The organism is Agromyces sp. P2_B3 (assembly GCF_056404815.1).
Genome location: NZ_JBFUDH010000004.1, coordinates 170,864 through 193,168, shown reverse-complemented (window position 1 = coordinate 193,168; position 22,305 = coordinate 170,864). Strand labels below are relative to the sequence as shown.

The 22,305-nt window shown below is 68.8% G+C and carries 21 protein-coding genes; 11 read left to right on the top strand and 10 right to left on the bottom strand.

Going from position 1 to position 22,305, the window contains the following annotated elements; genetic code table 11:
- Positions 1-1,813: 1,813 nt before the first annotated feature.
- Both AC1DZA_RS09025 and AC1DZA_RS09020 read left to right on the top strand, forming a co-directional pair.
- Positions 1,814-2,740, top strand: a complete 927-nt coding sequence (locus AC1DZA_RS09025) for a ParA family protein (RefSeq protein WP_476761923.1) — start codon at positions 1,814-1,816, stop codon at positions 2,738-2,740.
- Positions 2,740-3,723 (top strand): ParB/RepB/Spo0J family partition protein, encoded by a 984-nt coding sequence (locus tag AC1DZA_RS09020; protein ID WP_476772482.1) that lies wholly within the window; start codon positions 2,740-2,742, stop codon positions 3,721-3,723. The genes AC1DZA_RS09025 and AC1DZA_RS09020 overlap by 1 nt, the downstream gene beginning before the upstream one ends.
- Before the next feature lie 71 nt (positions 3,724-3,794).
- Here AC1DZA_RS09020 and AC1DZA_RS09015 read toward each other — a convergent pair whose 3' ends face one another.
- From AC1DZA_RS09015 to AC1DZA_RS08990, 6 genes are all read right to left on the bottom strand, one after another.
- Complete coding sequence (locus AC1DZA_RS09015; RefSeq protein WP_476772481.1) at positions 3,795-4,754, bottom strand: D-alanine--D-alanine ligase family protein; 960 nt, start codon at positions 4,752-4,754, stop codon at positions 3,795-3,797.
- 17 nt (positions 4,755-4,771) lie between these two features.
- On the bottom strand, positions 4,772-6,094 hold the full coding sequence (locus AC1DZA_RS09010) for an aminotransferase-like domain-containing protein (RefSeq protein ID WP_309975744.1): 1,323 nt from the start codon (positions 6,092-6,094) through the stop codon (positions 4,772-4,774).
- 191 nt (positions 6,095-6,285) lie between these two features.
- Entirely contained in the window at positions 6,286-6,609 is a 324-nt protein-coding gene (gene trxA / locus AC1DZA_RS09005; protein ID WP_309975746.1) for a thioredoxin, read from the bottom strand.
- Between the two features lie 38 nt (positions 6,610-6,647).
- The gene (trxB, locus tag AC1DZA_RS09000; RefSeq protein WP_309975748.1) at positions 6,648-7,622 is read right to left on the bottom strand and encodes a thioredoxin-disulfide reductase; all 975 of its coding nucleotides are present in this window, start codon (positions 7,620-7,622) and stop codon (positions 6,648-6,650) included.
- A gap of 129 nt (positions 7,623-7,751) precedes the next feature.
- Complete coding sequence (gene murJ, locus AC1DZA_RS08995; protein ID WP_476772480.1) at positions 7,752-9,380, bottom strand: murein biosynthesis integral membrane protein MurJ; 1,629 nt, start codon at positions 9,378-9,380, stop codon at positions 7,752-7,754.
- Positions 9,373-11,820 (bottom strand): DUF6049 family protein, encoded by a 2,448-nt coding sequence (locus tag AC1DZA_RS08990; protein WP_476772479.1) that lies wholly within the window; start codon positions 11,818-11,820, stop codon positions 9,373-9,375. Before AC1DZA_RS08990 ends, murJ begins: the two co-directional genes overlap by 8 nt.
- A 97-nt stretch (positions 11,821-11,917) precedes the next feature.
- On the opposite strand from AC1DZA_RS08990, the gene AC1DZA_RS08985 reads away from it, so the two are divergent.
- A complete protein-coding gene (locus AC1DZA_RS08985) occupies positions 11,918-13,348 on the top strand; it encodes a CCA tRNA nucleotidyltransferase (protein ID WP_476772478.1) in 1,431 nt (476 codons plus the stop codon).
- A gap of 23 nt (positions 13,349-13,371) precedes the next feature.
- Here AC1DZA_RS08985 and AC1DZA_RS08980 read toward each other — a convergent pair whose 3' ends face one another.
- Positions 13,372-14,001, bottom strand: coding sequence for a class I SAM-dependent methyltransferase (locus AC1DZA_RS08980; RefSeq protein ID WP_476760976.1), 630 nt, complete (start codon positions 13,999-14,001; stop codon positions 13,372-13,374).
- 199 nt (positions 14,002-14,200) lie between these two features.
- Between AC1DZA_RS08980 and rpsF the strand changes: the two genes are divergently transcribed.
- The 5 genes from rpsF to dnaB all read left to right on the top strand — a co-directional run bounded on the left by rpsF (position 14,201) and on the right by dnaB (position 17,865).
- Entirely contained in the window at positions 14,201-14,614 is a 414-nt protein-coding gene (gene rpsF / locus AC1DZA_RS08975; protein ID WP_159601047.1) for a 30S ribosomal protein S6, read from the top strand.
- Positions 14,615-14,619: 5 nt separating this feature from the next.
- Positions 14,620-15,138, top strand: a complete 519-nt coding sequence (locus AC1DZA_RS08970; protein ID WP_309975761.1) for a single-stranded DNA-binding protein — start codon at positions 14,620-14,622, stop codon at positions 15,136-15,138.
- Between the two features lie 63 nt (positions 15,139-15,201).
- Entirely contained in the window at positions 15,202-15,462 is a 261-nt protein-coding gene (rpsR, locus tag AC1DZA_RS08965; RefSeq protein WP_056727560.1) for a 30S ribosomal protein S18, read from the top strand.
- A gap of 11 nt (positions 15,463-15,473) precedes the next feature.
- Positions 15,474-15,926, top strand: coding sequence for a 50S ribosomal protein L9 (gene rplI / locus AC1DZA_RS08960; protein WP_159601043.1), 453 nt, complete (start codon positions 15,474-15,476; stop codon positions 15,924-15,926).
- A 568-nt stretch (positions 15,927-16,494) separates the two neighbouring features.
- A complete protein-coding gene (gene dnaB / locus AC1DZA_RS08955) occupies positions 16,495-17,865 on the top strand; it encodes a replicative DNA helicase (protein WP_309977856.1) in 1,371 nt (456 codons plus the stop codon).
- Between the two features lie 12 nt (positions 17,866-17,877).
- Here the strand turns inward: dnaB and AC1DZA_RS08950 are convergent, their stop codons facing one another.
- Complete coding sequence (locus AC1DZA_RS08950) at positions 17,878-18,231, bottom strand: MerR family transcriptional regulator (protein WP_476760973.1); 354 nt, start codon at positions 18,229-18,231, stop codon at positions 17,878-17,880.
- Positions 18,232-18,322: 91 nt separating this feature from the next.
- Between AC1DZA_RS08950 and AC1DZA_RS08945 the strand changes: the two genes are divergently transcribed.
- Both AC1DZA_RS08945 and AC1DZA_RS08940 read left to right on the top strand, forming a co-directional pair.
- A complete protein-coding gene (locus tag AC1DZA_RS08945) occupies positions 18,323-19,240 on the top strand; it encodes an NAD-dependent epimerase/dehydratase family protein (protein WP_476772477.1) in 918 nt (305 codons plus the stop codon).
- A 131-nt stretch (positions 19,241-19,371) separates the two neighbouring features.
- Positions 19,372-20,166 (top strand): alpha/beta hydrolase, encoded by a 795-nt coding sequence (locus tag AC1DZA_RS08940; protein ID WP_476760971.1) that lies wholly within the window; start codon positions 19,372-19,374, stop codon positions 20,164-20,166.
- A gap of 46 nt (positions 20,167-20,212) precedes the next feature.
- Here the strand turns inward: AC1DZA_RS08940 and AC1DZA_RS08935 are convergent, their stop codons facing one another.
- On the bottom strand, positions 20,213-20,824 hold the full coding sequence (locus tag AC1DZA_RS08935; RefSeq protein WP_476760970.1) for a dihydrofolate reductase family protein: 612 nt from the start codon (positions 20,822-20,824) through the stop codon (positions 20,213-20,215).
- Between the two features lie 57 nt (positions 20,825-20,881).
- The gene (locus tag AC1DZA_RS08930; RefSeq protein ID WP_476772476.1) at positions 20,882-21,772 is read right to left on the bottom strand and encodes a LysR family transcriptional regulator; all 891 of its coding nucleotides are present in this window, start codon (positions 21,770-21,772) and stop codon (positions 20,882-20,884) included.
- A gap of 182 nt (positions 21,773-21,954) precedes the next feature.
- Here AC1DZA_RS08930 and AC1DZA_RS08925 point away from each other — a divergent pair, with 182 nt between their 5' ends.
- Positions 21,955-22,305, top strand: a complete 351-nt coding sequence (locus tag AC1DZA_RS08925) for a PadR family transcriptional regulator (protein WP_476760968.1) — start codon at positions 21,955-21,957, stop codon at positions 22,303-22,305.

Here is a 22,305-nt window from a genome sequence, read left to right as displayed (position 1 = left end):
CCGTATGGAGATGGCCACGCAGCCTCGATTCAGGGCTCTGCGGGTGGACCGGGGGTCATCGCTTCGGCCTCCGGCAACCCCGATGAGGCCCCTGAGCATGAAAGGGGTCCCGGGGTGGGTCCCCCTCGCGTCAGGCCCGCCCCGAGCGCCCGGACGCGCCTTGGTTGTGACAAGCGCGTTGCCGCGTTTCACGTGAAACATGACGATTGAGGGCGGGTGTGCTGCGGATGAGTCGCACCCACGCCCTCCGATCCATGATGGGCCGGACGGCGCAAGGTTCGCCGGCTGGTCCATCGTGGGACCGGTACAGCGGCGTGGACCCAGCCGATGCGCACCGCGTGGTCATCCCAGATGAATCGAGCCCCGTCCGGCCCTCCTCCCGCATGTTGGGTCCGGGCCGAGCCGAATCGCGTCCGTCTGACTTATACGCGCCGGAGTCGGTTCAGTGAAGTGAATAGCGCGCCGCGACGACAGGAAGCAGGGTGGTGGCGGTTAGGCTGGAATCCCAGGTCGTCGACCGCGACCGGGATCCGTGAGCACCGCATACCGCGTGACGTTTGGAGCAGTCAGCATGGCCCAAGGGGGAGGACGCGGATGGTTCCACCGAAAGCGTCACCAGCCCGAGGTCGACTCGCAGAACGGCACCACTCACGCGTCCGCTGGCTCCAGTTCCGCCGCAGCGGCTGAGCCGATCGCGGTGCCGTTCGGCAGTGATCGTGACGACCGGGCGCGATGGAGTCCCGAGGCGCGCGCGACGCCGCCGCTCTCATCCACTCCGCCGTCGCCAGCCGTCTCCACCGCTCCTCTCACGCCTGGCAACTCCGACGAATCGACAGCACACCCAGAGATGCGCGTGTCGCCGACGACGCAGGCTCAGCCGGAAACAGGGCAGGCCGCATCCCCGCTCACCAATCCGCTGGTCGCGGTGTCGGACGCAGAATCAGCGCGAAGGGTCGACGAACACAGTGGCCAACGTGTGCCCGATGTGGTAGATCAGTCGGTCGCGCGAGTGGAGCCGGCGGGCGCAGTACCGACGACGGAGGAGTCCTCCCCCCAGCCCTCGCCCGGCGATTCCGGGCGGCCTACGGACCTCGTCGGGGTCGATCGGACCGCTCAGGCGGTGCCGAGTATCGACTGGGATGTCGCGACCGCAGCCGCGCTGGCTGATGACCCCGAGGCCACGGCGGCGGCGACTCCGCATGCCGGCAGCACTGCGTCCGCCGACCGCTTGCTCGAAGACCTGATCCGCGAGATCGTCGGCGATGCCGCCGCCGACACCGTGTCATCACTGCAGCCCACTCGCGCCGCTTCCGCAGCCGCTGCTCCCGGCGCTTCCGCCGCGGCGGCGTCAACCGCGGCTCCTCCAGCCCTGGCCCCGTCGACACCGGTCCCATCCCCTTCAACCTCCCCGAACTCGGCCGAGTCCACGCTCGTCGGCGATGGATCGCCTACGACCGCGGTCACGAGGCCCCCTGTCGAACCGCGCTCCGACGAGGTTTCCGGCGTAGCGCCGCTCACCGATGGAGGCGTGGCGGCGATCGGACGAAATGACCACGACAACGTGGACGCGTCCTTCGCCCAGGGCACGGCCGCCCAGGGCGCGACCGCCCAGCGCGCGACCGCCGCAGTCACGGGGTTGTCCCCCGCGGTCGATTCAAGCGAACCGGATTCGGGCGAGCGCCTCCAAACAGACGTCGACGCGGATGGTGAACGGGTGGCCGCTACGCTTGATCTCCGGCTCCGGGTCCCCGCCGATGGCACCGCATCCACGGACACCTCGCCGACCGTTTCACGTGAAACGGACGCTCCCACTCTGCCACCCATCCCCGTTTCACGTGAAACGGACGTCCAACACGGAGGAACTCCCCTGGCCGATCAACTTGCCGAAGAGACTCGGCGCCGCATCGCCCTGGACGAAGCGGTGCTTCCCCTGCCGGCAAGTACCCGGGTCCTGACCATTTCGAACCAGAAGGGTGGCGTCGGCAAGACGACGAGCGCGGTCAACCTCGCCGCCGCACTCGCCCGTTCCGGCGCCCACGTGCTCGTCATCGACCTCGATCCTCAAGGCAACGCCTCGACGGCGCTCGGGGTCGACCATCGCTCCGAGCAGCAGAGCGTGTACGACGTGCTCGTCGCGGACCTCCCCCTTGCCGATGTCGTGCGTCCATCGACCGAACACGAATCACTCGACTGCGTACCCGCGACCATCCACCTCGCCGGCGCCGAGATCGAGCTCGTGTCTCTCGTGGCGAGGGAGCAGCGACTTCGCAGGGCACTCGATCGACACCTCGCCGACATGGAGCGTCCGTACGATTACGTCTTCATCGACTGCCCTCCGTCATTGGGCCTTCTCACCATCAACGCCTTCGTCGCGGCCCGAGAGGTGCTCATTCCCATCCAGTGCGAGTACTACGCGCTCGAGGGACTCTCCCAACTGCTGAGCAACATCGAGTTGATCGAGAAGCACCTCAATCCCGAATTGCGACTTTCGACGATCCTGCTCACGATGTACGACTCCCGCACCAATCTGGCGCAGCAGGTCGCGCAAGAAGTACGCGACCACTTCCCCGCCCAGACGCTGGAGACGATCATTCCGCGGTCCGTCCGAGTGTCGGAGGCACCGAGCTACGGCCAGAGTGTGATCAGCTACGACTTCAGCTCGAGCGGATCCTTGTCGTACCGCGAGGCAGCGGCAGAGATCGCGCTTCGCGGCGCAGTGAACCAGAAGGACGACCACTGATGGCAACCAAGCGAACCGGACTCGGCCGTGGCATCGGCGCACTGATTCCCACGGGCGAGGACATGCCTCGCCCGAACCGACCGGTCGACGTCTTCTTCCCCGACTCCGACTCCCAGTCCCCCACCGCGGTTGCGGTGGTCGAGCAAGCGGCGGCGAGCGAGGGACTCCTCGCTGTCCCGGGGGCACGACTTGCCCGCCTGAATCCCGACGACATCGTGCCGAATGCGCACCAGCCGCGCAGCGTGTTCGACCCCGAGGATCTTGCCGAGCTCGTGCACAGCGTGCGCGAGTTCGGTGTCCTTCAGCCGATCGTCGTGCGCCCCCACCCCGACCAGCCCGGCAAGTACGAGCTGGTCATGGGCGAGCGACGTCTGCGCGCCACGAAGGCAGCCGGCCTCGACACGATCCCCGCGGTGGTCAAGGACACGGCCAATGAAGCCATGCTCCGCGACGCGCTGCTCGAGAACCTGCACCGGTCGCAGCTCAACCCGCTGGAAGAGGCATCGGCGTACCAGCAGTTGCTGGCCGACTTCGGCATCACCCAAGAGGAGCTGGCGTCGCGCATCGGACGATCACGTCCCCAGATCTCGAACACGCTTCGCCTGCTGAAGCTCCCCGAGCCGGTCCAGCTCCGCGTCGCCGCCGGAGTCCTCAGCGCAGGTCACGCCCGGGCGATCCTCGCCTCTGGTGACGACCCCGAGGCGATGCAGCGCTTCGCCGACAAGATCGTGAACGAGGAACTCTCGGTGCGCGCGGCTGAGGCGATCGCGTCGAGCGAGCCGAAACCGTCGCGCGCGAAGCCGGCGGCGGGCAAGCGCCAGGATTTCCTCGACGATCTTGCCGGCCGCATGGGTGACCGCCTCAACACCCGCGTCCGTATCGCGCTCGGGGCTCGGAAAGGCCAGATCAGCATTGATTTCGCGACGGTCCAAGATCTCCGTCGCATTCTCAGCGACCTGGGTGAGGAACTCGAGGGCGTCTAGGACGAGGCTGGCCGCAGAATCGTTCCTGGCGAACTGAATCGCGCCGTTTCACGCTCGAATCGAGGGTCGACTCACGCGGCGCGAGCGGATGCGGCTCGCACGAGCCCGCTGTACACAGTGCTCGCATTCGTGCCCGACGCCTCGATTGCGAGAGGCAGCAGCGACGTCTCGGTGAGGCCGGGGATCACGTTCGCCTCGAGGAACCATGGGGTGCCGTCGGCGTCGACGATGAAATCGACGCGGGAGAGGTCGCGGAGTCCGAGGGTGCGGTGCGCGAGCACCGCGGCATCCGACACCGCATCGGCCACCTCGTCGCTCAAGCGGGACGGCGCATAGAAGGTCGTCTCGCCGGCGTTGTACCTCGCCTGGAACCCGTAGACCCCCGCCGACGGCTCGATCTCCACCGGGATGAGCGCCTGCGGGCCGTCGCCCGTATCGATCACCGCGACGGCGATCTCGGTGCCGACGATGCGACGTTCGACCACGGCGACATCGTCGTAGGTGAAGGCCTCCACCATCGCTCGGGGCAGTGCGTCGGTGTCGTCGACGATGGTGACGCCCTGCGCTGAACCGCCGGAGCCTGGTTTGACGACGAGGTCGCCCTCGAGGGCCGAGCGCACGACCCGGAGCACGCTCGCCGCACCGAGTTCCCGGAAGGCCTCATGGGACAGCACGATCGACTGGGGAACCGCGAGTCCCGCCTGAGCGACGACCGAGCTCGCCAAGGGCTTGGACCATGCCCTCCTCGCTGCAGCACCCGTCGAGCCGACGGTGGCGACGCCGAGGCCGGCCAGCAGCTCGAGCAGTGAGCCGTCCTCACCGCTCGAGCCGTGCAGGGCGGGGAACACCACGTCAGGTTGCTCGGTCGCGAGGAAGGGCAGCAACGACGCATCGGGGTCGCGCAGCACGACTCGGTGCCCGGCAGACACCAGCGCGTCGGCGACTCGCCGCCCCGACCGCAGTGAGACATCGCGCTCGTGGGAGATGCCGCCCGCCAGGACAACCACGTAGAGACCGTTGGAATCGCTCATGATCTGGGGTTTCTCCACTACTTGAGGTCGGACGGCGGGGCGGATTCGTAGCCGGAGCTGGGCGGCAGTTGCAGCGTGCCGGTGCCGGCGAAGGTGTCGAGGAGGTCGAGTTCGCCGTTGACGACCGTAGCGAGCCGACGGATGCCGACGCGGATGGCTTCGGGCGTCGGATAGCAGAACGAGAGCCGCATGGCGTGCCGCCCTCGACCGTCGGCGAAGAACGCGGTGCCGGGCGTATAGGCGACCAACTCTCGCACCGCCCGCGGCAGCATCTGCTTCGAATCGAGCACATCTGGCATGGTGACCCACACATAGAAGCCGCCGTTCGGATTCGTCCAGCTGAGTTGCGGGAGGTACTCCCCCAGCGCCTCGATCATCGCGTCCTTGCGCTCCCGATACACACCTCGGAACGTGTCGATCTGCGCGCGCCAGTCAGTGCTCGACAGGTACTCCGACACGACGAGCTGGCTGAACGAGCTCGGCGAGAGGATCGCCGATTCGGCGGCGAGGATGAGCTTCTCGCGGATGGCGTGCGGCGCGAGAGCCCAGCCGACGCGGAATCCAGGGGCGAGCGTCTTCGAGAACGAGCCCAGGTAGATGACGCCGTCCTCGTCGAGCGAGCGGAGCGCGTTCGGTGCCGGCTCATCGAAGTGCAGCAGGCCGTAGGGATTGTCCTCGAGCACGAGGATCTCGTTCTGGCGGCAGATCTCGAGGATCTCGGGCCGACGCGACGCCGCGAGCGTGACGCCGGCCGGATTGTGGAAGTTCGGGATGGTGTAGAGGAACTTGATGCGCCGACCCTGCCCGCGCAGGTGTGCGATCGTCTGTCGGAGCGCCTCGGGGATGAGTCCGTCCTCGTCCATCGCGACATGCACGACGCTCGCCTGGTACGACCGGAACACGCCGAGGGCACCGACATAGCTCGGCGACTCGGCGAGGATGACATCTCCCGGATCGATGAAGAGCTTCGCGACGAGGTCGAGGGCCTGCTGCGACCCGGTCGCCGTCACCACGTTGTCGACCGAGCCGCGAATGCCCTCGAGGGACATGACGTCGAGGATGTGCTCGCGGAGCTCGGGGATGCCCTGGCCCGACCCGTACTGCAGCGCCGTCGGACCCTGCGTGCGCATGACGCGCTCCATCGACGAGACGATGAGCTCCTGCGGAAGCGCCGAGACGAACGGCATGCCGCCGGCGAGCGAGACCACCTCGGGACGCGACGCGACGGCGAACAGGGCTCGGACCTCGGAGGCGGCCAGGCCGGCAGCTCGCTCGGCGTAGTTCGCGTACCAAGGGTCGAGGTTGTTGCCGGTCCGCTGGGGGACGCCGTCAGAGGTCACGTCACTTCCGTTTCTGCTCAGGATATTCATGCTAGTTGCTGGGTTCGGGCGGGCCGTTCGAGATGACGACACGTGCGGCCGCGGCATCCGGAGCCCCGATCGCGATCGTGGATCGACGGATGGAACCCTGGAAACGCGAAAGACCCGCCCGGCGTGTGCCGGGCGGGTCTCTGCGTATGCGAGGCGGCCGACTACGAGATGTAGGCGGCGAGGTCGGCCTCGAGTGCGGGCTTCGGCTTGGCGCCGATGACGGTCTTGACGACCTCGCCCTTCTCGAAGACCTTGAACGCGGGAATCGCGGTGATCTGGTACTTCATCGCGAGCTGCGGGTTCTCGTCGACGTTCAGCTTCACGATGTCGAGCTTGTCGGCGTGCTCGGTCGCGATCTGGTCGAGGATCGGGCTCACCATGCGACACGGGCCGCACCACTCGGCCCAGAAGTCGACCAGGACGGCCTTCTCACTGTTGAGGACCTCCTGCTCGAAGGTGGCCTCGGTCACTGCGCGTGCAGTCATTGCGTTCTCCTTTTTGGTGAAGCGGATGTCGCGTCGGGTCAGTCGACCGCGACGAATTCGTTCTCGAGCAGCGCCTCGGCGGCCTGCTCGTTGCCGAGGGCGGCGAGGTAGTGCTCGGCGTCGAGCGCGGCGACCGTGCCCGAACCGGCGGCCGTGATGGCCTGCCGGTAGTGCGGGTCGATCACGTCGCCGGCCGCGAAGACACCCGGCACCGAGGTCTTCGACGTGCGACCGTCGACCCAGATGGTGCCTTCGGGCGTGAGGTCGAGCTTGCCGTGCACGAGGTGCGTGCGCGGGTCGTTGCCGATGGCGACGAACAGGCCGTCGAGGTCGAGCGCGCGCTGGTCGCCGGTCACGGTGTCGCGGAGCGTGACTCCCGTGACGGCCGTGGTGCCATGGATCGCGGCGATCTCGGCGTTCCAGACGAACTCGATCTTCTCGTTGTCGAACGCGCGCTGCTGCATGATCTTCGACGCCTTGAGGGAGTCGCGACGGTGGATGACGTAGACCTTGTCGGCGAACCGCGTGAGGAAGGTCGCCTCCTCCATCGCGGAGTCACCGCCGCCGATCACGGCGATCGTCTTCTGGCGGAAGAAGAAGCCGTCGCAGGTGGCGCACCACGAGAGGCCGTGGCCCGAGAGGATCTCCTCCTCGGGGAGGCCGAGCTTGCGATAGGCCGAACCGGTCGCGTAGATGAGCGTCGTGGCCTCGTGGGTCTCGCCGTTGCCCAGCTTGACGCGCTTGACCGGCCCGTCGAGCTCGAGCTCGACCACGTCGTCGTACACGACCTCGGTGCCGAACCGCTCGGCCTGCGCCTGGAACTTCGCCATCAGGTCGGGACCCATGATGCCGTCGGGGAACCCGGGGTAGTTCTCGACCTCGGTCGTGTTCATCAGCTCGCCGCCGATCTCGACGGAGCTGGCGATGAGGAGGGGCTTCAGCTCGGCGCGCGCGGCGTAGATCGCGGCCGTGAATCCGGCCGGCCCAGAGCCGATGATGATGATGTCGCGCACTTCCACTCCTGTCGTCACATTGCTTCGGTGGATCGGGCGAGCCGAAGAACCACCGTCATGGTGAACACAGTCTAGGCGGCGCGTATTCCTTCACCCCCGGTGCGACGGCGAGGGTCGGATGCCGCGGGCTCAGCCTCGACGGAGACGCGCGACGAGCGGCGTGGCGAACCCGCGGAGCTCGGGCGAGCGCAGCAGCCACAGGCCGCCGAAGTAGAGCACGGCCATGACCGCGCCGATGATGGCCATCGAGACGACGGCGCCGAAGATGCCGGAGACGGCGAACCCGCCTTCCACGGTGCCGCCGAGCAGGATCAGGAGTCCGACGCCCGCGAGGAGGGGCAGCACGAGCGCTGCGAGCGAGCGAGCGAAGCCGCCGAGGATGCGCCGCCCGTCGAGTGTGTGGAGGCGACGCCGCAGCAGCCACGCGGCAACGGTGAGCTGAGCGATGCACGCGATCGTCGTGACCAGGGCGATGCCGGCAGCCAGCAGGTCCTTGGGGAGCAGGAGACATGAGAACGCACCTGCCGTGAACACGATGACCTGGAAGAGCGTGAATCGGAACGGCGTTCGGGTGTCGCCGAGTGCGTAGAACGTGCGTTGCACGACGAACAGCATCGAGAACGGCACCAACCCGAGGGTGAACGCGATGACGACGTTGCCGAGGGCCGCGGTGTCGGGGAAGCTGCCGGTCTCGAACACGGCGGCGAACGGATAGGCGATGACGAGCAGCACCGCGGCGGCGAGGTTGATGATGAGCGTGATGCCGCGGATCGCGCTGGACACGTCGTCGCGGACCTTGTCGTGGTCGTCGCGCGCGGCGTGCTCGCTCATGCGGGTGAAGTACGCGGTCGCGATCGACACGGTGATCACGGAGTGCGGGAGCATGAAGATGAGCCAGGCGTAGTCGACGGCGGCGACCGATGCGTTGCCGCTTCCGGATGCCGTACCGAGGACGAGTGTCTGGACGATGCCCGCGAGCGTCGTGAGCAGGAGCATGCCGAACGTCCAACCCGCCATGCGGCCGGCGGTGCCGAGGCCAACACCGCGCCACGCGAAGTCGGGGCGGTAGCGCAGGCCGATGCGGCGCCAGAACCAGAAGAGGATGAGCGCCTGCGCCGCGATGCCGGCGGTCGCCGAGCCCGCCAGCACGGCGACCATGCCGGGCGTCCAGGCGTCGGCCGACCTCGTGCCGTCGGGATCGACCCCGAAGAGCGCGGCGAACACGAGGAGTCCCGCGATCGCCACGATGTTGTTGAGCACCGGAACCCAGGTGAACGGCCCGAAGCTCCGGCGGGCGTTGAGCACCTCGCCGAGGAGCGTGTAGAGGCCGTAGAAGAAGATCTGGGGAAGGCACCACCACGCGAAGGCGATGGCCAGGTCGAGGGTGGCGGGCGGCAGGGTCGCCCCGTACAGCAGGGCCAGGAGGGGTGCGAGCGCGGTGGCGATGATCGTGGCGCCCGCGAGGATCACGAGCGCGACCGTGAGCAGCTTGTTGATGTAGGCGCCGCCGCCATCGGCGTGCGAGCCGGCGCGCACGATCTGGGGCACGAGCACGGCGCTCAGCACGCCGCCCGCGACGATGACGTAGACGGTGTTGGGAAGCCCGTTGGCGACCGCGAACGCGTCAGCCCCTGCGGACCCGACCACGCCGATGGTGGCGGCGACGATGATCGCCTTCACGAACCCCAGCACGCGCGAGACGATGGTGCCCGATGCCAGGAACGCGCTGGCGCGGCCGATGCGGTCGTCGTCAGCCACGGTCGCTGCCGGTCGGGTCGTCGCCGGCGTCGGGTGCGACTCGGGCGGGTTGGCTGGGGTCGGCATCGGTGATCGCCTCGGTCTCGGGTTCGGCCGTCTCAGGTTCGGCGGTCTCGGGAGCCTCGCCCTCAGGACGGGCGTTCTCGGGACCGGCAGTCTCGGCAGCCGCGGCCCGGTCACGGCGTCGTCGCCGGATGTTGCGCCAGACGCCGAGGCCGAACACGACGACCGCGATCGCCGCGAGGATCGCGGCGCCGAGCCCCTCCCAGTCGGCCTGCACGTTGACCGGGATGTCGACCGGCGTGCCGATCGGGACACCGGACGTCGAGGCGAGCGACACGGTCAGCGTGACCTCGCCGTTGCCGACGCCGGCGGCGACGGGCACGCGTACCGTGGAGCGGGACTGCGGCTCGACGGTCTGCTCGACCTGCTCCTCGACGATGAGGCGGCCGTTGGACGGGCTGACGTCGACCACGACGGTGACCGGATAGGGCAGCGTGTTCTCGATGGTCGTGGGCACGCCGGTCTCGGTCGAGACGACGTTGATGGTGCTGCTCGGCACGACGGAGATGGACCCGAGCACGCCTCGCTGGGCGATGAGCCAGTCGGTGGCGACGCCGTTCCACGCCTCGAGGTCATCGAGCCACGCCACGTCGAGCAGTGAGAGCAGCTCGCGTCGCACCGGGCCGGTCAGCAGCGCCGGATCCGTGAGGACGGTGGAGAACTCGGTGACCTGTGCCTCGACCTCGGTCAGCCGCGACACCTGCGCCCGGCGCTCGTCGGACTCGGGCTCATCGATCAGGGTGCGCGCCTCGGGGGGTGCCCCGATCGCCTCGGAGAGCCCGGCCAGGGTGGACCACGGCGAGTTGCCGATCTCGTCGATGAGCGCGGAGACGCGAGCGACCTGCGAGACCGAGCCACGGTCGAACGTCGCGAACACCGTCGTGCGCGCCGTGCCAGCATCGAGCGCGAGCGAGGCGAGCACCTGGCCGGTCGCCTCGCGCCACTCGGTGTCGGTCGAGGCGGTGGCTGCCGCTCGCAACGGCTCAGTGAGCGCGCCGTCGGCGACGAGGGCGGTCGAGCCGTCGATGGTCGCCGAGGACGGGGCGACGCCGCCCACCGGCTCGACGTTGCCCGGGGCCAGGATCGAGGTGGTGAGCCCGGATGCCGCGAAGAAGCCGAGGTCGCCGGTGGCCACCGTGTCGTCGCCCGGCCACGCGAGGTCGGTGCGCGTGTACGGCCACGACAGGAGCTGTTCGTTCGTGGGCAGGGTGCCCGGGGTCGGCTGCGGCGTGGGCGCATCGGTCGCCAAGGCCGTGGGCGTGCCGGTCGCGTCCTGCTCGGCTTCGGCGCCGACGCCGATCGAGCTCCCGCCCGCCGGGAAGTTCGCCGGATCCATCGCGTCGGCGAACGACGTCGGGCCGAGCAACGCGGGGAGTCCGACCTGCGCCTGCACCGCGACGTCGGCATCGGAGTAGGCCAGCGGGAAGATCTCGTTGGGCAGCTCGGCGAGGCGCTGCAGCCACGCGGTCGCGGTGGGCGGCGCGGTCGTTCCGAGCACGCGGATCGACGCGATGATGCGCGGGTCGATGCCGATGGCCACGCGGCGGCCGGCGAGTGCGTCGAGCTGTCGGGTGAGGAGCCCGGTGGGGCTCGTCCAGTTGATGAGCTGGTCGACGTCGATCAGGCCCGCGGCGCCGCCGGTCGTGGGCGTCGTGACAGGTGCGGCGAGGGCCACGGCGACCGAGCCCGATGCCGGCACGTCGGCGTTGGCGTAGGCCGACGTACCCGAGGCGACGACCGTGTCTCCCACGAGGAGCTCGGCGCCCAGCCCGATCACGGGCGAGTCCGCGAGCTCGGCGAACGCGTCGGCGGGGATCGTGAACGACACGACGGTGGCTCCCCCTGCGGGCAGCCCCCGCGCCTCGCCGTCGGCGATCGGCACCATGCCCGCGGCATCCGAGTCGCCGGCCTGGTCGCCGCCCTGCTCGGCGGCGAGCCACTCGTCGAGCTCACCGGCGTCGTCGATGTCGGCGTCGGCGCGCACGAGGCGCACGACGCCGGGAGCGAGGGCCTCACCCGTGGCGTTCTCGATCTCGACGGAGATCGCGACGGGCGCACCGAGCGAGACGGTGCTCGAGATGGTGGGCGACACGCTCACGCGCAGTCCGCTGTCGTCGTCGACGGCCCGCGACGGCCCCGCCGGTCGTATGCCGTTTGCGGCATCCATGTGCGAGGAGGCGTCCGGAACGGGCAGCACCGCCTGCAACGCGGCTGCCGGGTCGACGCCGGCGTTGGCGGCGATGGGCGCCCCGACCATGGTGGCGACGGCCAGGAACGCGGCGCCGCCGAGGGCGAACCGGGCCGGCCGGGAAAGCGGGCGAGTGCGTCGGGTGGGAGAGTCGGCGCGCGGGCGCGCAGGGATCGACTCGTCCACCATGCAGGCGATTCTACGGCGTGGCCCCGGGGCATCCGCTCGGCTTCCACAGGCGGGGCCGCGCACGGACGCGCTCGACGGGTCCGCTTAACATAGGGGCATGCAGAGTGTCGCGGCGGCCCTCGACCGATTGGGCGAGCTGGCTGCTTCGCCGACCGTGTCGAAGCTGGCGGCGGCGTTCGATGCGGCGGGCCACGAGCTGGCCCTCGTCGGCGGCCCGGTGCGCGACGCCTTCCTCGGGCGGGCCACGAACGACCTCGATTTCACGACGGATGCCACGCCCGACGAGATCCTCGCCATCGTCAAGCCGATCGCCGACGCCCACTGGGACATCGGCCGGGCGTTCGGCACGATCGGCGCGAAGATCGCCGGCGAGACGGTCGAGATCACGACGTACCGCGCCGACGCCTACGACGGCGAGTCGCGCAAGCCCGAGGTGGTGTTCGGCTCCAGCCTCGAAGACGACCTCACGCGGCGCGACTTCACCGTGAACGCGCTCGCACTCCGGCTCCCCCAGCTCGCGCTCGTCGACCCGTCGGGCGGCGTCGAGGACCTGATCGCGAAGACCCTGCGGACCCCGGCGGCTCCCGAGCAGTCGTTCGGCGACGATCCGCTGCGGATGCTGCGTGCAGCACGCTTCTCGGCCCAGCTCGGCTTCGACGTCGAGGAGGGCACTCGCGACGCGATGGCCGCGCTCGCGCCCGAGATCGACCGCATCTCCGCGGAGCGGGTGCGCGACGAGCTGTCGAAGCTCCTCCTGACGGCGTCGCCCCGCGGCGGCATCCGTCTGCTGGTCGATTCGGGCCTGGCCGACCGGGTGCTGCCCGAGATCCCCGCGCTGCGGCTCGAGGTCGACGAGCACCACCACCACAAGGACGTGTACGAGCACTCGCTGACGGTGCTCGACCAGGCGATCGACTACGAGGTCTCGCGCGGCAACCTCGACTCCCCCGACCTGGTCATGCGGCTCGCGGCGCTGCTGCACGACATCGGCAAGCCGGCGACGCGCAAGCTCGAGGCGGGCGGCCTCGTGTCGTTCCACCACCACGACGTGGTCGGTGCCAAGCTCGCCCGCAAGCGCCTGCGCGCGCTGCGCTTCGACAACGACACGATCGCCGCGGTCTCCCGGCTGATCGAGCTGCACCTGCGGTTCTTCGGGTATGCGGATGCCGCGTGGAGCGACTCGGCAGTGCGCCGCTACGTCCGTGACGCCGGCGACCAGCTCGAACGCCTGCACATCCTCACGAGGGCCGACGTCACGACGCGCAACCGGCGCAAGGCCGACCGCCTCGGCTTCGCCTACGACGACCTCGAGGAGCGCATCGCCGTGCTCGCCGAGGAGGAGGAGCTCGCCGCCGTGCGGCCCGAGCTCGACGGCGAGCAGATCATGCGGCTCCTCGACGTGAGGCCGGGTCCGGTGGTGGGCGAGGCGTACCGCTACCTGCTCGAGGTGCGGCTCGACGAGGGACCCATCGGTCCGGATGCCGCCCGCGAGCGCCTGCTCGACTGGTGGGCGGCGCGCGACGCCTGACCCTGCCCCGCCTTTTGAGCCCGTCAGTCGTCGACGGGCGCGAACTCGGTGATCAGGCAGCGGTACTCGGGTGCGCCGCCGTTCGAGCGGAGCTCCCACTCGGCGATGCGGCCCGCGACGAATCCGGATGCCGCGGCGAGCCGCTCGAGCGCCTCGGACGACCCGAACGGCGCGTGCGCCTCGGCCGGCGAGTGCCCGGGTTCGGGTGCCGGGCCGTGCCACGAGGGGCTGTCGTCGGCGAAGGTCGCCAGCACGAGGCATCCGCCGGGTCGAAGGACCCGCCGCCACTTCCGCAGCGCCGCGGCCGCATCGGGCAGGAGATGCACCATCGTGACGCACGTGACGAGATCGATCGACGCGTCGGGGAGGTCGAGGGTCGTGGCATCCGCGACCTCGAATCTCGCGCTCGGAAGAGCTGCGCGCGCGACCGCGAGCATGCCGGGCGACAGGTCGACGCCCGTGAGGCTCCACGGGCCGGCCGGCAACGACCGGAGCACCAGGCCGGTACCGGTGCCCACGTCCAGGATGTCGCGCACCCCGCCGAGTCGCACGAAGTCCGCGACCGCCTGGGCGAGCCCGCGATGCATCGCCGACCCGTCGTAGTCGGGGGCCCGTCGGTCGAAGCGTTCGGCGAGCTCTGCTGCGGTCTCCACGGGGCCAGCGTGGCGCGCCATCGCGCGGCGGTCAAGGCCCGGAGGCCGCCGCCCGGTTCGCGGAGAATGTGAGGAATCCGCTAGACTGTCAAGGTTGCCCGTGCGCCGCGATTGCGCGGCCTCCTCGGAGCGACGTATGCACAACCCTCCTGCTGCAGAAATACTGCAGCCGTTTGAGTCCGAAGGAGGTGGGTTAGTCATGCACCAGTACGAGCTGATGGTCATCCTCGATCCCGAGATCGACGAGCGCACCGTTGCTCCCAGCCTTGACAAGTTCCTCAACGTCATCCGAAACGATGGCGGCACTGTCGACAAGGTCGACATCTGGGGACGTCGTCGCCTGGCCTACGAGATCAACAAGAAGAACGAGGGCATCTACGCCGTCGTCGACTTCACCGCCGAGTCCAAGACCACCAATGAGCTCGACCGCCAGCTGAACCTCAGCGAGGCCGTCATGCGCACCAAGGTGCTCCGCGCCGAAGAGGCCATCGCCCAGGTCGCCGCTCACGCGAAGGCCCAGGAGGAGAAGGCTGCCAAGAAGGCCGCCGCTTCCGCCAAGGCCGGCGCGAAGGCTGCTGCCGCCGCGAAGGCCCCCGCCTCGAAGGACGCCTAGTCCTCATGGCCGGCGAGACCATCATCACCGTGGTGGGCAACCTCACTGCCGATCCCGAGCTGCGCTACACGCAGAACGGCCTCGCGGTTGCCAACTTCACCATCGCGTCCACTCCTCGCACGTTCGACCGTCAGGCGAACGACTGGAAGGACGGTGAAGCGCTGTTCCTGCGCGCGAGCTGCTGGCGTGAATTCGCCGAGCACGTCGCCGGTTCACTCACCAAGGGTTCCCGGGTCATCGCTTCCGGGCGTCTCAAGCAGCGTTCCTACGAGACCAAGGAAGGCGAGAAGCGCACCAGCATCGAGCTGGAGGTCGACGAGATCGGCCCCTCGCTCCGGTACGCGACCGCCTCGGTCACGCGTGCGCAGTCGAGCCGCGGTGCGGTCGGCGGTGCGGGCGGCTCCTTCGGGGGCGGCCAGTCCGACGACGCGTGGGCGCCCAGCGCTCCCGCAGCCCAGTCGGGCGGCGGCGGCGACGTCTGGAACACGCCGGGCACGAGCTACGGCGACGAGACCCCCTTCTAATATTCAGCGGGCCGGTCCACGCATCGAGCACGACCGACCCGCATCCACAAGACAGGAAAACCAATGGCTGGAAAGAGCAGCGGCGACCGCCGCAAGCCGAGCCGCGGGAAGGGCGCGAAGAACGCCGCCCCGGCGAAGTCGATCAAGGTCGGCGTCATCGACTACAAGGACGTTGCGACCCTTCGCAAGTTCATCTCGGAGCGCGGGAAGATCCGTGCCCGTCGCATCACCGGTGTCTCCGTGCAGGAGCAGCGCCTCATCGCCCGTGCCGTGAAGAACGCACGTGAGATGGCGCTCCTCCCCTACTCGGGCTCCGGCCGCTAAGGAGCACGACAATGGCAAAGGTAATTCTCACGCACGAGGTCACCGGCCTCGGCACCGCCGGCGACGTGGTCGAGGTCAAGAACGGCTACGCGCGCAACTACCTGGTTCCCCAGGGCTTCGCGACCCCGTGGACCCGTGGCGGCGAAAAGCAGGTCGAGCAGATCAAGGCCGCCCGCACGGCTCGCGAGCTGCACTCCCTCGAGGACGCGCAGGCCCTCAAGGCCAAGCTCGAGTCGACCAAGGTGAAGCTGACGGTCAAGGCCGGCAACGGCGGCCGGCTCTTCGGCTCGGTCAAGACGGCAGATGTCGCGGCTGCGGTGCAGGCCGCCGGCCTCGGCGAGGTCGACAAGCGCAAGATCGAGATCTCGACGCCGATCAAGTCGATCGGCGAGCACGAGGCGACGGTTCGCCTCCGCGACGAGCTCTCCGCCACGATCACCCTCCAGGTGGTTGCCGCGAAGTAGTTCGCATCGGCACGCAGACGGCGGCTCGGGCTTCGGCTCGGGCCGCCGTTCTCGTCCGGCGGCGCATCACGTGGCCGCCATGGTCGGGCCGCCGGAGCATGCGTTCCGAGCGTCGTCCGACGCCCGACCGTCCCCCTCGACGACCGGGTTCCCCCAGGTACTGCCCGCACCGGTCTACCACTCCGGAGCACTCGCCCGCAAGCTGAGCTTCGGAGTTTCCTGAGATGGTTGTGCACAGGTGTGCATGCGGCATCCGTGGACTTCTGAAGAAGTTTTCCCCCACAGGTGTGGAAACAGGGAATGCCTGATAGATCCAGAATTCAACCCGTGTAATTCACAAGAATTCCACAGTTCTCCACAGGCTGGGTGCACAGCTTCTGTGGCGTTTCGCCCAGATTGTCCCCAGACTTATCCACAGGCCGGGTTGTGCTGTGGGCGGGGCTTCCATATCGTGAAGCAGCGTCCGAATCAGCGGGTGTTACCCGGCCCGCGATCACAATGTCGGCTCCTCCCATCACACTGAGGAGTGGGCGCTTCGCACGCCCGAAGACCACTGGGAGGTCATGAGTTGTCGATCGCGCACATCGGACTCGCCGAGCCGCACGACGACGGTGACCGCCGGGGTGAACGCACACCGCCGCACGACCTCCTGGCCGAGCAGAGCGCCCTCGGCGGCATGATGCTCTCGAAGGACGCGGTGGCCGACGTCATCGAGACCGTGCGCGGCGTCGACTTCTACGTGCCGAAGCACGAGGTCGTCTTCAACGCCATCCTCACGCTCTACTCGCACGGCGAACCGACCGACGTGATCGCCGTCACCGACGAGCTCACGAAGACGGGCGAACTGCAGCGCGCCGGCGGCGTCGAGTACCTGCACACGCTCACCAGCCTCGTGCCCACCGCCGCCAACGCGGGGTACTACGCCTCCATCGTCGCCGAGCGCGCACTCCTGCGACGGCTGGTGGAGGCGGGCACCCGCATCGTGCAGATGGGCTACGCCGGCGAGGGCGAGGTCACCGAGCTCGTCAACCACGCGCAGGCCGAGATCTACGGCGTCACCGGCTCCACCGAGAGCGAAGACTACGTGCCGCTCACCGAGGCCGTCACCGCGGCCATCGACGAGATCGAGGCCGCCAAGCACACCGACGGCAAGTTCACCGGGGTGCCCACCGGCTTCGCCGACCTCGACGACCTGACCAACGGCTTCCATCCCGGGCAGATGATCATCGTCGCGGCGCGTCCCGCGATGGGAAAGTCCACGCTGGCGCTCGACTTCGCGCGCGCCGCCTCCATCGGCCACGACCTGCCGTCGATCTTCTTCTCGCTCGAGATGGGCAAGAGCGAGATCGCGATGCGCCTGCTCTCGGCCGAGGCATCCGTGCCCCTGCAGATGATGCGCAAGGGCACCGTCGACTCCCGCGACTGGACGACCATCGCGGCGACCCGTGGCCGCATCAACGACGCGCCGCTCTACATCGACGACTCGCCCAACATGACCCTCGTCGAGATCCGGGCGAAGTGCCGACGACTGAAGCAGCGCGTGGGCCTGAAGATGGTCATCATCGACTACCTGCAGCTCATGACGAGCGGCAAGCGCGTCGAGAGCCGTCAGCAGGAGGTGTCGGAGTTCTCGCGTGCGCTGAAGCTGCTCGCCAAGGAGCTGCAGGTGCCGGTGCTGGCGCTCTCGCAGCTGAACCGTGGGCCCGAGCAGCGCGCCGACAAGATGCCGGCGCTCTCCGACCTGCGCGAGTCGGGCTCGATCGAGCAGGACGCCGACATGGTGATCCTGCTGCACCGCGAGTCGGCCTACGAGCGCGACAGCCCCCGCGCGGGCGAGGCCGACCTCATCGTGGCGAAGCACCGGAACGGTCCGACCCGCACGATCACCGTGGCGTTCCACGGACACTTCTCGCGGTTCACCGACATGGTGCAGGTGTAGCGGGTCGGTCGCCTATCGCTGGTTCGCGGTCTCGAGGAACTGGGTGAGTTGGTCGCGGGTGGCGTCGAGTCGACGGGCCTTCTCGTCCATCTCGTCGCGGATCTCGCTGACACGCTGCATCAGGGCGCTGCACTCCCCGGCGATGGGGCCGGCTTCTCCGGTGCAGGGGAGCACGCGGGAGACGAGTTCTGAGGGGAAGCCGAGTTCGAAGAGGGTGCGGATCGTTGTGACGGTCTGGATTGCGGTGTCACCGAACTCGCGGTATCCGTTCGACTGCCGTTCGGACTGCAGCAGACCGGTCTGTTCGTAGTAGCGGATCGCGCGGGGACTCGCCCCGGTCTGGCGACTGAGCTCTCCGATTCTCATAACGCCGCACCTTCCGACTTGACCTTGACGTTAGCGTCACACTTTACCGTCGTTCCTGTCCGGGCACTGTCCCGCACGGAAAGGATGAGAGATGAGGATCTTCCTCACAGGCGGCACCGGGTACTTGGGCTCGGTTGTTCTGGAGCGACTACTCGCCGCAGGGCACGAGGTCGACGCGCTCGCGCGTACCGCCGCGGGTGCACAACGGCTGACCGATGCAAGCGCCAACGCCGTGCGCGGTTCGCTCGACGACACCGACGTGCTTCGCGCTGCTGCCACGTCGGCGGATGCGGTGGTGCATGCGGCATTCGACGGGAGCGCGTCCGAGGCGGCGGCCGCGGCGGAGCTCGCCGCGGTCACCGCCCTTGTCGCAGGTGCGGGTGCGTCTGGAATCGACAAGCCGGTGCTGTACACGAGCACGGGGCTGGTCTACGGGATCGATCCCGGGCAGCCTCGCGACGAAGACGCACGCCTGCCGGAGCGCAGCGCGCAGCCCGTCAAAAGCCAGGCCGAGCGTGTCGTGCTGAGCACTGCGGGCATCACCCCGATCGTGATCCGGGCCGCGCTCGTGCACGGACGCGCAGGTTCGGGCCTCGTGACCGGCCTGATCGGCGCCGCCGCAACGACGGGTGCGGCCGCGTACGTCGATGACGGCGCCCAGCCCTGGGATGCGATCCACGTCGACGATCTCGCCAACCTGTACGTCGCCGCCCTCGAGCGGCCGACCCCCGGCGTGTTCAACGCGAAAGGGGAGCATCGATTCACGATGCGGGAACTCGCTGAAGCGATCAGCGCGATCACCGGCGCCCAGACGGTCTCCCTTCCCCGCGAGAGCGCGACAGACGTGCTCGGCCCTCTCGCGCTCATCCTCGGCGCTCCCGGCACCCTCGCCGGTGACAAGGCGAGGAAGACGTTCGATTGGGCACCGGCCGGCGGGTCGATCCTCGACGACATTCGGACCGGGAGCTACCACGAGTCCGGCGCTGCGACCGTGAACGTGGGGGCGTGATGTCCAAACCGGAACCGTTCCACCCGGACGTCCGCGCTGCACGCTGGTTCCCCCGCGCTGGCGTCTCGCGCCGCACCCTGCGCCTGTTTCGCAAGCCACCCCGTCCACGTGCATCCACCGCCGATGTCGACGTGTCGACCCTGCCCATCCCGACCACAGGCGGCGAGCTCGCCTACCGGGTCTACCGGCCGCGTGCCGCTGGCGGGAGCGGTCCAGCGTTCTTCTGGATCCATGGCGGCGGGCTCGTGATGGGTTCCCCGCAGCAAGACGACCGCTTCCTCATCGGACTCGCACAGCGTCTCGGCATCGTCGTGTTCGCCGCCTCCTACCGGCTCGCCCCCGAGCACCCCGCCCCGGCAGCCCTTGAGGACCTCTCCGACGGGTGGCACGAGATCCGTGGCCGCGCCGCCGAATGGGGTATCGACCCTGACCGGATCGCGATCGGCGGAGGCAGCGCGGGCGGCGGCCTCGCCGTAGCCCTCACCCAACGACTCCACGATGAGGGCACGGCGGAGCCCGTCTTCCAACTGCTCCTGTACCCGATGCTCGACGACCGCACCGTGCTCCGCACCGATATCGACACCCGACACGTCCGCATCTGGCCGCCCTCCAGCAACCGCTTCGGCTGGGAGTCCTACCTCGGCGCACCCGCCGGCAGCCCGAACGTGCCACGGTACGCCGTACCCGCACGACGCGACGATCTCGCCGGCCTGCCGCCCTCCTGGATCGGCGTCGGAACACTCGACCTCTTCCACGACGAAGACCTCGCCTACGCGAAACGCCTCCGCAACGCAGGCGTGACCACCGAAGTCTTCGAGATCCCGGGAGTCTTCCACGGATTCGACGCAGTCTTCCGCAACGCCCGCGTAACCAGCCAGTTCCATTCGGCAGCCGCCGAAGCGCTCCGGAAGGCCCTCGAACCCTAGGCGATCAGGTCGTTGGCAGCGCGACAGTGGAGACCCGCGGGACTGATCACACCGGGTCGACCCTCCAGCGCATCAGCACGTTCCCCGACTCCTGCCACGCACGGGTCTCCAGGAGCTTCAGCGCGACCGGCGGCCGCGAATCGAAGAGGGAGACGCCACCGCCGCCGATCAGTGGGAAGGTCACGATCTGCAACTCGTCGACCAGCCCGGCCCGCATCAGGTCGTTCCAGAGGATCCGCCCGAGCAGGATCAGGATGCCGCGCCTATCCGCCTGCTTGAGCGTCGCGACCTCGGCGCGCGCGTCGGCCACTGCGACGATCCGCGTGCGCTCGTACGGCTCGAGGTCGGCCGCGGTGATGGTATCGGACACGATGACCTTCTCTACCTGGTCGAACAGCTCCGCAAACCGTCGGCGGATGGCGGTGGCGTGGGGGTCGTGGCGGACGCCGGCCCAGTACTCGAGGTTCCCGAGCGACGATCGGCGCCCCGAGAGCAGGAGCGTGTCCGCGTCGGCGAGCAGGCTCGTGGTGTGGTGATCGAACGTGTCGGCCCCGTGGTAGTCGGGGTGCTGGTGCTCGAAGAACGAGACGATGTCGTGGTCGTCGTCCTCGTACCGTCCGTCGACGGTGACGAAGTTGCAGACGGTCAGCGTACGCATGAGGGCAACGCTAGCGCCGGGTCATCACCGGGTGCGACCCAGGTTCCTCGCGCTCGATCAGACGGTGTCAGTCATCCCGCCCGTCGCCTGCGCCGCGTCGGTGAACGCGCGGACGATCGGGGCGGTGCGACCACGCCGACGGATCAGCGCCCACCGCACCGGCGCGGCGTCGCCGAAGGGGATGTACTCGACGCCCGGCCACGGGAAGTAGCGCCGTCCCTCGTCGGGGACGGGACAGACGACGTGGCCGGAGGCCACGAGGGCGAGGAGTTCCGGGTACGTCGAGACCCGCCCCGCGCGTGGGATCGGCCGCCCCGAAGGAGTGGAGAAGGGGACGACGCCCGACAACCAGTCGGCTGACCCAGCGATGGCCGGAACCGCGAATTCGGCGAGCTCCTCCAAGTCGACGGAGGAACGACCCGCGAGTGGTCCGCGCGAGGAGACGATGAGGTTGAGCGGCTCCTCGCGCAGCACGCAGGCCACGGCCAGGTCGGGTTCGTCGACGGGCAGCCACGCGGTCACGAGATCCACCTCGCCCCGGCGGAGCAGCTCGAACGGGTCGGTGAAGAACACCTCGCGGAAGCGGACCTCGGCGAACGGATGCGACGCTCGGAACGCGTCGAGCACGGGCGCGAGGTCGTGCACCTGTGCGCCCATGGCGCCGATCGTGACGGTGCCCACCGATTGACGGGCGAGTGCCGTGGCCGCAGCGACGGAGTGCCGGATGCCGTCGAAAGCCGGCCGTAGGCCCTCGAGCAGGACCTCCCCAACCTGAGTGAGCTCGACACGCCGGCTCGTGCGGGTGAACAGCGGCGCGCCGATGGCGGTCTCCTGGACGCGGATGGCATGACTGACACGCGACACCGAGACGTGCAGGCGCTCGGCGGTGCGACCGAAATGCAGTTCGTCGGCGAGCGTGAGGAAGATCTCGATCTCGCGAAGCTCCATCGCCCTCCCTCCATCGTGAACCCAGAGGTCAACGAGCGTACCGCGATCGCTCGTTGATCCGCGTCTCGACGCCGATCAGGCTGGACGTGGCCGCCGATCGGTATTCAGTGTTGCTATCTACCGGTACTTGTGCTTACTATGTACCGGTAGTCAGCAACACCGAGTAGTTGAAGGAGGGGTTCATGGGCAAGCAGTCGACCGAGATGCTGAAGGGCACGCTCGAAGGCATCGTCCTCGCGATCCTGGCCGTCCGCCCGGCGTACGGGTATGAGATCACCGCGCGCCTGCGCGACGAGGGCTTCACCGACATCGTCGAAGGCACCGTGTACGCGCTCCTGGTCAGGATCGAGCAGCGCGGCCTCGTGGACGTCGAGAAGGTCCCGTCCGAGAAGGGGCCGCCGCGCAAGGTGTACTCGCTCAACGCACAGGGCGGCGAGTACCTCGACGAGTTCTGGAGGACGTGGAGCTTCCTCGCCGAACGGATCGAACAGCTCCACCACCGCATCGAATCAGTCACGGAAGAAGGAGAGTAG

Coding starts and splice junctions, on each gene's coding strand:
- AC1DZA_RS08990 (WP_476772479.1), bottom strand. CDS start 11,820: ATGGTGGACGAGTCGATCCCTGCGCGCCCGCGCGCCGACTCTCCCACC.
- rpsF (WP_159601047.1), top strand. CDS start 14,201: ATGCACCAGTACGAGCTGATGGTCATCCTCGATCCCGAGATCGACGAG.
- AC1DZA_RS09020 (WP_476772482.1), top strand. CDS start 2,740: ATGGCAACCAAGCGAACCGGACTCGGCCGTGGCATCGGCGCACTGATT.
- AC1DZA_RS08935 (WP_476760970.1), bottom strand. CDS start 20,824: ATGCGTACGCTGACCGTCTGCAACTTCGTCACCGTCGACGGACGGTAC.
- AC1DZA_RS08945 (WP_476772477.1), top strand. CDS start 18,323: ATGAGGATCTTCCTCACAGGCGGCACCGGGTACTTGGGCTCGGTTGTT.
- rplI (WP_159601043.1), top strand. CDS start 15,474: ATGGCAAAGGTAATTCTCACGCACGAGGTCACCGGCCTCGGCACCGCC.
- rpsR (WP_056727560.1), top strand. CDS start 15,202: ATGGCTGGAAAGAGCAGCGGCGACCGCCGCAAGCCGAGCCGCGGGAAG.
- AC1DZA_RS08925 (WP_476760968.1), top strand. CDS start 21,955: ATGGGCAAGCAGTCGACCGAGATGCTGAAGGGCACGCTCGAAGGCATC.
- trxA (WP_309975746.1), bottom strand. CDS start 6,609: ATGACTGCACGCGCAGTGACCGAGGCCACCTTCGAGCAGGAGGTCCTC.
- AC1DZA_RS08970 (WP_309975761.1), top strand. CDS start 14,620: ATGGCCGGCGAGACCATCATCACCGTGGTGGGCAACCTCACTGCCGAT.
- AC1DZA_RS08950 (WP_476760973.1), bottom strand. CDS start 18,231: ATGAGAATCGGAGAGCTCAGTCGCCAGACCGGGGCGAGTCCCCGCGCG.
- AC1DZA_RS08985 (WP_476772478.1), top strand. CDS start 11,918: ATGCAGAGTGTCGCGGCGGCCCTCGACCGATTGGGCGAGCTGGCTGCT.
- AC1DZA_RS09015 (WP_476772481.1), bottom strand. CDS start 4,754: ATGAGCGATTCCAACGGTCTCTACGTGGTTGTCCTGGCGGGCGGCATC.
- AC1DZA_RS08930 (WP_476772476.1), bottom strand. CDS start 21,772: ATGGAGCTTCGCGAGATCGAGATCTTCCTCACGCTCGCCGACGAACTG.